Consider the following 6,735-nt stretch of genomic DNA (forward strand, 5'->3'; position numbering starts at 1 on the left):
GCGCCCAGACTTCCGTCGCCAGGGTGTTCAGCCCGGTGGGGCTCAGCAGCAAGGTCGCCGTCAGCTCCTTCATCGCATCCAGGAACACCAGTGCAAACGCCGCCCCCAGCGCCGGGAAAATGATCGGCAGTGTCACTCGGCAAAAAGCGCTGAATGACGAGGCGCCCAGCGTACGCGCCGCCTCCTCAAGCTGTGGTGCTGCCTTGTTCAGGGCGGTACGGATCGGCGCCTGGGCCAGCGGCAGAAACAGCAGGGCGTAGGCGATCAGCAGCAATGCCGAAGTCTGGTAAAGCATCGGCACGTAGTGCAGGGCGAAATACACCAGGGTCAGGGCAATGACCAGTCCCGGCAGCGCATGCAGCAGATACGGCAGGCGCTCGGCCCAGATCGCCAGTTGACCTTTGTAGCGCACGACCAGCAGGCTGACTGGCACCGCCAGCACCAGGCACAGCGCCGCGCCACCCAGCGACAGGGCAAGGGAGGACAGCAAGGCTTCGCCGATTGCCGCCACGGGAAAGGCGGCTGATGATCCCACCGCCAGCCAGTAGGCCAGCATGCCCAGCGGAATCCCGCTGCCGATGATTGCCAGCAGCAGGCAGTAAAGCTGTCCCGCCACGGCCCAAGAGCCCAGTTGAATCTGTTCCGCGCGTCGCGCCGCACCCTGGCCTGTGCGCACGTGTCGACCCTTGCCGCGCACGCGCAGCTCCAGCCATAGCAGCGCCAGGCACAACATCAGCAGTACGGCGGAGAGCATTGCCGCGTTGGCATTGCTGAACTCCAGTTCGAACTGTTGATAGATCGCTGTGGTGAAGGTTTGCAAGCCGATGATCGACAGGGCGCCGAACTCCACCAGCATGTGCAGTGCAATCAGGAGTGATCCCGCCAGCAGCGGGGGCCAGAGCAGGGGCAGGGTGACGCGAAAGAACACGCCCCAGCGATTCTGGCCCAAGGTGCGGGCCGATTCTTCAAGGGAGGGGTCAAGGTTGCGCAGGGTTGCTGCTACAGGCAGGAAAATCAGCGGGTACTTCGACAGGCTCATCACCAGGATCGCGCCACCGAGTCCTTCAAGGTGGGCGCTCAGAGAAACCCAGGTGAAGCTGCTGACAAAGGCCGGTACGGCGAACGGCAGGCACAGGATCACGCCCCACAGTCGTCGTCCCGCAAGATTGCTGCGCTCGAGCAACCACGCCAGCGACAGGCCGATCACGCCGCACGCGAGGGTGACGCCCAGCATCAACGCAAGGGTGTTGCGCAGCAGGCCGAATACGTACGGTCGCCACAACAGGTGCAAGGCTTCGGCCCAGCCTGCTTGCCAGGCCTTGAGTCCGACATAGGCCAGCGGCAGGAGGCTGAGTACGACCAGCAACAATACCGGCAACACCAGCCCTATGGGTGGACGCTTGCGGCGAGGCGCGTTGTGGCTGCGCAGACTGGTGGCAGAGAGCGATGCGCTCATCAGTTCAAGCCAACGTCGCGTTCCAGGTCCAGCGCTTCTTCGGCGTTGCCGAGGTCGGCTGGCGTGACTTTCGGTGCTTCCAGTTCGCTGAACGGCTTGAGTCCGCGATCGGACTCCATGCCTTTGTGCAGCGGGTATTCGGCGGTGGTCTGGGTGATCACGCGCTGGCCTTCCTCGCTGGCCATGTAGGCGAGCAACTGCTGGGCTTCTTTGGGGTGTTTGCTGGATTTCAGGACTGCAGCGCTGGAAACGGTGATCAGCCCACCGACGTCGCCACCGGTGAAGTAATGCAGCTTGGAATCGAGCTGGCCCTTTTCTCGTTGCAAGGCGAACCAGTAGTAGTTGTTCACCAGCACTGTGGCGACTTCACCATTTTCCACGGCTTTGAGCGCGACCATGTTGTTGCTGTAGGTCTTGCCGAATGCGCGCAGACCGGTAAGCCACTCTTCGGCGGCGTCCATGCCGTGCACCTTGATGATCGCTACTGCTTGCTCCTGGAAGGCGCCGCTGGTGGGTACAAAGCCGACCTTGCCTTGCCATTTCGGATCGGAGAATTCCATCACCGATGTCGGCAGGTCTTTTTCATCGATCAGCTTGGGGTTGAATGCAACGACGCGCACCCGGGCTGTCACGCCAATCCAGGTGCCGTTGCCGGCGACGTATTCCTTGGGCAGAACGGCCAGCGTGGCGTCATCCGTCCTGGCCAGCAGGCCTTGTTCGCCAAGTTTGTTCAGGGGTGGTGATTCTTCGGTATAGATCACGTCGGCGGGGGAGCGATCGCCTTCCTCGACGATCTGGCTGGCGAGCTGGTTGCTGCTGCCTTTGCGCACATTGACGTGGATCCCGGTCTTGGCTTCGAAGGCCTTGGCGACCGCGTCGCCGACTTCTTTGTGTTGGCCGTTGTAGAGGGTCAGGGCGACCGGATCGGCGGCTTGGGTGAGGGGAGTGGCGAGTGCCAGGCCGAGGAGGGTAATGGTCAGGCCGCGGCGCAGGGTATTTCGAAACATCATTCGCAGGGTTCCTCACTGTCGCATTGCAAAAACTTGCAACAATGATAAACGATATTGTTTCTCAAATGCGGACGCTGATTCCTGTAGGAGCGAGCTTGCTCGCGATGGGCGTGAACGATGGCGCGTTCTGTCTGAGAACAAGCGCTGTTCTCGAGTGCATCGCGAGCAAGCTCGCTCCTACAGAGGGTCGGTGATTTTTCAGGGGCCAGAAACGCAAAAACCCGCTTTCGCGGGTTTCTGTGAAATTCAAGGTCGTAACCTTGAATTTGAATTGGTGCCCAGAAGAAGACTCGAACTTCCACGACCTTGCGGTCACCAGCACCTGAAGCTGGCGTGTCTACCAATTTCACCATCTGGGCATTCATCGCAAGCGTTGCCGCTGTTGATGTGGCGCACTATACGGAGAGCATTTTGATCTGTAAACCCCTGATTCTAAAAATAATAAACCAGTGGTCAAAAATGCAAAAACCCGCTTTCGCGGGTTTTTGTGTGAGCCTTGAAATTGAACTAATCTCAAGCTCGAAATTGGTGCCCAGAAGAAGACTCGAACTTCCACGACCTTGCGGTCACCAGCACCTGAAGCTGGCGTGTCTACCAATTTCACCATCTGGGCAGTATCGGCAACGTTGTCCGTCGTCGATGGCGCGCACTATACGGAGCGTCTTTTTAACTGTAAACCCCCAGGGTCAAAAAAACATGGAAAATTTCATCGACGGTCTTCAAAACAGCTTTACGGTGTCGATACAGGGCTTTAGATGGGTCGTCTTAGCCTGAAATTTCCCGTTTCATTACGCCTATGCCAAACTAACCCGCATATAGACAAGGTGAAAACTCTCTAATGGCCGATTGGCAGTCCCTCGATCCCGAGGCCGCTCGTGAAGCGGAAAAATATGAAAACCCTATTCCTAGCCGCGAACTGATCCTTCAGCATCTTGCTGATCGAGGTTCGCCTGCTAACCGCGAGCAACTGGTCGAAGAGTTTGGTCTGACCACAGAAGACCAGATCGAAGCCCTGCGCCGCCGCCTGCGCGCCATGGAGCGCGATGCTCAACTCATCTATACCCGTCGCGGCACTTATGCGCCGGTGGACAAGCTCGACCTGATCCTGGGGCGCATCAGCGGTCACCGTGATGGTTTCGGCTTCCTGGTGCCGGACGACGGCAGTGACGACCTGTTCATGAGCCCGGCGCAGATGCGTCTGGTGTTCGATGGTGACCGTGCCCTGGCCCGGGTTTCCGGCCTGGACCGTCGTGGTCGCCGCGAAGGCATGATCGTCGAAGTGGTGTCCCGCGCTCACGAAACCATCGTCGGCCGCTACTTCGAAGAGGGCGGCATCGGTTTCGTGGTTGCCGACAATCCGAAGATCCAGCAGGAAGTGCTGGTGACCCCGGGTCGTAACGCCAACGCGCAGATCGGTCAGTTCGTCGAAGTGAAGATCACTCACTGGCCGACGCCACGCTTCCAGCCGCAAGGCGACGTGGTTGAAGTCGTGGGCAACTACATGGCGCCGGGCATGGAGATCGATGTTGCCTTGCGTACCTACGACATTCCTCACGTCTGGCCTGACGCCGTGCTCAAGGAAGCCGGCAAGCTCAAGCCGGAAGTCGAAGAGAAAGACAAAGAGAAGCGCATCGACCTGCGTCATCTGCCGTTCGTCACCATCGACGGCGAAGATGCTCGCGACTTCGACGATGCGGTCTATTGCGAAGCCCGCCCGGGCAAGCTGCGCCTGTTCTCCGGCGGCTGGAAGTTGTACGTGGCGATTGCCGACGTTTCCAGCTACGTGAAACTCGGTTCGGCGCTGGATGCCGAAGCGCAGGTTCGCGGCAACTCGGTGTACTTCCCCGAGCGCGTGATCCCGATGCTGCCTGAGCAGCTGTCCAACGGTTTGTGCTCGCTGAACCCACAAGTCGATCGTCTGGCCATGGTTTGCGAGATGACCATCTCCAAAACCGGCGAAATGACCGACTATTGCTTCTACGAAGCGGTGATCCACTCCCATGCCCGTCTGACCTACAACAAGGTCAGCGCGATGCTGGAGACGCCGAAAGCCACCGAAGGGCGCAAGCTGCGCGGTGAATACACCGACGTGGTACCGCACCTCAAGCAGTTGTACTCGCTGTACAAGGTGTTGCTGGCGGCCCGTCACGTACGTGGCGCGATCGATTTCGAAACCCAGGAAACCCGGATCATCTTCGGTACCGAGCGCAAGATCGCCGAAATCCGTCCGACCGTGCGCAATGATGCTCACAAGCTGATCGAGGAATGCATGCTGGCGGCCAACGTGGCCACCGCCGAATTCCTGAAGAAGCACGAAATCCCCGCGCTGTACCGTGTTCACGATGGTCCGCCACCGGAGCGCCTGGAAAAGCTGCGCGCGTTCCTCGGCGAGCTCGGCCTGTCCCTGCACAAAGGCAAGGATGGTCCGTCGCCGAAGGATTACCAGGCACTGTTGGCCGGTATCAAGGATCGTCCGGATTTCCATCTGATCCAGACCGTCATGCTGCGTTCGTTGAGTCAGGCGGTGTACAGCGCCGATAACCAGGGCCACTTCGGTCTGAATTACGAGGCGTACACCCACTTCACTTCGCCGATCCGCCGCTACCCGGACTTGCTCACGCACCGGGCGATTCGCAGCGTGATCCATTCGAAGCAGAACACCCCGCACGTTCGCCGTGCCGGTGCGATGACCATTCCGAAAGCACGCATCTATCCGTACGACGAAGCGGCCCTGGAGCAACTCGGCGAGCAGTGCTCGATGAGCGAGCGCCGTGCCGATGAAGCGACCCGCGACGTAGTGAACTGGCTCAAGTGCGAGTTCATGAAGGATCGCGTGGGCGAATCGTTCCCGGGTGTGATCACCGCCGTGACCGGTTTTGGTCTGTTCGTCGAGCTGACCGATATCTACGTCGAAGGCCTGGTGCACGTCACGGCGCTGCCGGGCGATTACTACCACTTCGATCCTGTGCACCACCGCCTGGCCGGTGAGCGTACCGGTCGCAGCTTCCGTCTGGGCGACACCGTGGAAGTGCGGGTCATGCGCGTCGACCTCGACGAGCGCAAGATCGACTTCGAGATGGCCGAAAAAACCATCAGCGCGCCGATCGGCCGCAAGAAGCGTGGCACCGAAAGCACCGCACCCGCAGCGAAAGTCGAAGCAGAACCGGCCCCGGCGAAAACCGGTCGTCGTCCTGCCAGGGAAAAGGCTGTAGAAGCCTATCGCCCGAGCGATGCAGCGGCGAAGAACGCCGAGGTGCGCAAGAGTCGTGAAATGAAGCAGGCGTTGCTGGCCGGTGCGAAAAGCGGCGGTAAAGCGGCGTCTGGGGGAAAGACCAGTCGGTCGACGCCTGACAAGGCCGTCGGCGGCAAGCCAGCCAAACCGAGCAAACATCGTAAAGGCCCGCCAAAAGCGGGCTCGGCTCCAGCCAAGAGTGGCGGGGCGCGTAAACCTAAGGCCAAGCCATGAGTCAGTTGGAAAAGATCTACGGCGTACATGCTGTAGAAGCGTTGTTGCGTCACCACCCGAAACGCGTCAAGCAGATCTGGCTGGCCGAAGGCCGCAATGATCCTCGGGTCCAGACGCTGATCGAGCTGGCCAACGAAAACCGGGTCCAGGTTGGCCAGGCCGAGCGCCGCGAAATGGACGCCTGGGTTGAAGGTGTGCACCAGGGTGTGGTCGCGGACGTGAGTCCGAGCCAGGTCTGGGGCGAGGCGATGCTCGACGAGCTGCTCGATCGCACCGACGGCGCGCCGTTGTTGCTGGTGCTCGACGGCGTGACCGATCCGCACAACCTCGGCGCCTGCCTGCGTTCGGCCGATGCGGCGGGTGCGCTGGCAGTGATCGTGCCGAAGGACAAGTCGGCGACCCTGACTCCGGTTGTACGAAAAATCGCCTGCGGCGCGGCGGAAGTGATTCCGCTGGTTGCCGTGACCAACCTGGCGCGCACCCTGGAAAAGCTCCAGCAGCGCGGCTTGTGGGTGGTCGGCACGGCCGGTGAAGCCGAGGTCAGTCTGTATGACCAGGATCTGACCGGCCCGACCATCCTGATCATGGGCGCCGAAGGCAAGGGCATGCGTCGCCTGACCCGCGAGCATTGCGACTACCTGGTGAACCTGCCGATGGGCGGTAGCGTCAGCAGTCTCAACGTTTCCGTGGCGACGGGTGTTTGCCTGTTCGAAGCGCAGCGCCAGCGCAGTGTCAAAGCCAAGGCTGCTGCCAAGAAGTCCTGATCCAGTTGCAGTCCCTGTGGGAGCGAGCTTGCTCGCGAT

General features: G+C 60.5%; 4 protein-coding genes and 2 tRNA genes. 2 read left to right on the forward strand and 4 right to left on the reverse strand.

Annotated features, from left to right (window positions below):
* The 4 genes from BSF44_RS28900 to BSF44_RS28915 all read right to left on the reverse strand — a co-directional run.
* Positions 1-1,456: iron ABC transporter permease (locus BSF44_RS28900; RefSeq protein ID WP_095946399.1), on the reverse strand; the 1,456-nt coding region annotated here is incomplete at its 3' end.
* A complete protein-coding gene (locus BSF44_RS28905; RefSeq protein ID WP_095946400.1) occupies positions 1,456-2,466 on the reverse strand; it encodes an extracellular solute-binding protein in 1,011 nt (336 codons plus the stop codon). The genes BSF44_RS28905 and BSF44_RS28900, both read right to left, overlap by 1 nt.
* A gap of 272 nt (positions 2,467-2,738) precedes the next feature.
* A tRNA-Leu gene (locus tag BSF44_RS28910) sits at positions 2,739-2,825 on the reverse strand.
* A 167-nt stretch (positions 2,826-2,992) separates the two neighbouring features.
* Positions 2,993-3,079 (reverse strand) — tRNA-Leu (locus BSF44_RS28915).
* Positions 3,080-3,304: 225 nt separating this feature from the next.
* On the opposite strand from BSF44_RS28915, the gene rnr reads away from it, so the two are divergent.
* Together rnr and rlmB are read left to right on the forward strand one after the other, a co-directional pair.
* Complete coding sequence (gene rnr / locus BSF44_RS28920) at positions 3,305-5,932, forward strand: ribonuclease R (protein WP_095946401.1); 2,628 nt, start codon at positions 3,305-3,307, stop codon at positions 5,930-5,932.
* Positions 5,929-6,696, forward strand: coding sequence for a 23S rRNA (guanosine(2251)-2'-O)-methyltransferase RlmB (gene rlmB / locus BSF44_RS28925; RefSeq protein ID WP_095946402.1), 768 nt, complete (start codon positions 5,929-5,931; stop codon positions 6,694-6,696). The genes rnr and rlmB overlap by 4 nt, the downstream gene beginning before the upstream one ends.
* Positions 6,697-6,735: the final 39 nt, after the last annotated feature.

The sequence above is a fragment of the Pseudomonas sp. ACN8 genome, from assembly GCF_002303925.1.
GTDB lineage: Bacteria > Pseudomonadota > Gammaproteobacteria > Pseudomonadales > Pseudomonadaceae > Aquipseudomonas.